The 2581-nt window shown below is 64.6% G+C and carries 3 protein-coding genes; 1 reads left to right on the forward strand and 2 read right to left on the reverse strand.

All coding sequences use genetic code 11. The features are described 5' to 3' along the window. Both JOZ79_RS13355 and JOZ79_RS13360 read right to left on the reverse strand, forming a co-directional pair. Positions 1–1077 (reverse strand): PQQ-binding-like beta-propeller repeat protein (locus JOZ79_RS13355; RefSeq protein ID WP_294075091.1); only part of this gene is annotated, 1077 nt, incomplete at its 3' end. A gap of 185 nt (positions 1078–1262) precedes the next feature. Further along, positions 1263–1658: a hypothetical protein gene (locus JOZ79_RS13360; RefSeq protein ID WP_294075093.1), complete on the reverse strand. Its 396-nt coding sequence runs from the start codon at positions 1656–1658 to the stop codon at positions 1263–1265. 385 nt (positions 1659–2043) lie between these two features. Between JOZ79_RS13360 and JOZ79_RS13365 the strand changes: the two genes are divergently transcribed. After that, positions 2044–2581, forward strand: a 538-nt coding sequence (locus JOZ79_RS13365) for a chemotaxis protein CheB (RefSeq protein WP_294075096.1), incomplete at its 3' end; no start/stop codon positions are given.

The following is a 2581-nucleotide window of genomic DNA, read 5'->3' on the forward strand; positions in this document are numbered from 1 at the left end:
TCCGTTCGGCGCGGGCCAGTCGACCAAGATGATCTCGTTGATGTCGTCGTGATCGAACAGGTCGTGAGGTGTGCTCTGGTAATACCAGCGCGCCTGGCCGGTTCCGATGTCGCGCGCGAAGACGCCGGCGGTGAACTTGTTATCGCCCGGCCGCTGCGCCGCGTTCCAGGGGCCCGGGTTCGACGTGCCATAATAGAGGAGCTTCAGCGTGGGATCATAGCTGACCCAACCCCAGACGCTGCCGCCGCCGATTTTCCACTGGTCCGGCCCCCAGCTGGTCACGCCCAGGTCTTTGCCGCGGTCCTGTGGGTAGGGCGCCTGGTAGCCGGGACCGATCAGCACATCCTTGTCCGGGCCGGTGGTGTAGGCGCGCCACGCAAGCTTGCCGCTGCCCTCGTCGAGCGCGGTCAGCCAACCGCGCACGCCCATCTCGCCGCCGGAATTACCGACCAGTACCTTACCCTCGGCGACCAGCGGCGCCATGGTCAGCGTCTCGCCTTTCTGGATGTCGGCGACCTTGGTCCGCCACACCTCGCGTCCCGTATTCGCGTCGACAGCAACCGTGTTGCCGTCGAGCAGGTTCAGAAACAACCGGCCGTCCGAATAGACTGCGCCTCGATTAACCGGACCGCAGCAGGCGACGCCCTTGGCAGCGGCCGAAGGGTTAGGCTTGTAGGTCCACTTGGCGGGGCTTCCGGGTTTCGTAAGGTCGAGCGCAGTGACGTCGTTCGGCCAGGGCGCAACGACGTACATGGTGTTGTTGACGACCAGCGGTGGGGCCTCGAAACCCTCCGTCGTGCCGGTCGAAAAGGTCATTGCTACCTGAAGCTTGCCGACATTTCCGGCATTGAGCTCGGTCAATCCGCTGAATCGCGTCGATGCATAATCCTTGCCGGGCATCGTCCAGTTGCCATCGTCTGCAGGCGATGCGGCCGCGGCGGGAACGGCCTTCCCGCCCGCTTCAGGATAGGATCGCGCCGCCGGTTGCGAAGAATGGCGATCGCAGCCGCCAAGCAGGACCGCGGCAATGCCGGCCGGTAGCAGAAACGTGATCAAACCGAGTGGAACGCGGCGCATTCAGACTCCGGCAAAACCGATCGGGACGCGGGACAACTGCATCTGTTGTTCCGCATCCCAAATAACATGGATCAGGATTGGCATTTTTGGGAACGGCGGACAACAGCCGGTTGACGCGCGCCTGCGTGCTTTCGCGATCGGTCGGCGGGCAGGGGTCGAAAAGGCGACGCGCCGCCGCCCAGATCCTATGCTGGCGACGCCTCTCCGGCGGGCCAGGTGCGGCCGGATTGCTGGTCCAGCCCGCGAGCGACCAGGACATCCAGAGCCGTCGCGCCGGCCACGAAAGCGAGGGCTCCAGCGACTGCGCGGGGCCGCGACGTGCGTGGAGCAGCAACCAGCAGCGTTCCGAGATCGGCCACGTCGCCGATCACCCGGTTCCAGACGTTGGTGGAGACCGCGGGCCCGCGCAACAGCATGGCTCCAGCGACCAACTCGCGTGCGCCAAAGATTCGAATGACGCCTTCGGAGGCGCCACCTTCGACGCCGAGCGTCCTCGCGGCGCGGCGCGCGCCAATCAGTTCGAAGAGGCCAAGGCCGACACTGAATACCCCAAGGGCCATGCCCATTTTCTTGTAGTCCACAGCAATCCCTCCTGAGTTCCGGTCGCCAAACAACCCCAAGCGAAATCCTGTTCCGACAGCTGTTGCATTCGGCAATGTCGATCCCACGCACACGCGGCTAAGCGCTGACTGCAACAGGACGAATCTGACCTAGATTATGGCGGGAGGCCGACAAGTAGATCACGTCACTCCGATGAGTACGCGTCGAAGCATCGCGGCGATCGTCCATTCCGCCCGAACCGTCGAGCTGAGCCGTCTCGCTTGCGAGCAGACCGAGACGGCCATTTTTCGCTCCCTGAGACTGTTGAGGCAGCCTGTCTTCCCCGACCGGCGGAGCGGGCGTCCGGAACAATAATCGCATCCGCCTTGTTGCGCTTATGGGGCAATCGATCGCCTGAGGAAGCCAATGGCGAAGAGAGACATCATCGCCATCGGCGGGTCCGCCGGCAGCGGGCCCGTTCTTAGACGCATCGTCAGCGAACTCCCCGAGGACCTGAGCGCAAGCGTCTTCGTCGCGACTCACGTTCCGTCGCAGTCGGCGGGCTATCTCGCCGGTGTTCTCGCGTCGGCGAGCGCCATTCCGGTCAGCGAGGCCGTCGATGGGCAGCCGATCGAACAGGGTCATATCTATGTCGCCGCACCCGACCGGCACCTGCTTCTGATCGATGGGACGATTCGGCTGGGCGAGGGGCCCCGCGAGAACATGGTCCGCCCGGCGATCGATCCGCTCTTCCGCTCCGCCGCCTTGTCCTATGGCCCGCGCGCGGTCGGCGTTGTCCTCACGGGCATGCTCAACGACGGCGCGTCCGGCCTGCATGCGATAAAATCCGTCGGGGGCACCGCGATCGTCCAGCATCCGTTAGATGCGGAGGCCGATCAGATGCCGCTTGCTGCGCTCGAGGCGACGGACGCGGATCATGTTGCCAGTTCGGCTGACCTTGCGA

It is taken from the genome of Sphingomonas sp., assembly GCF_019242355.1.
Lineage (GTDB): Bacteria > Pseudomonadota > Alphaproteobacteria > Sphingomonadales > Sphingomonadaceae > Sphingomicrobium.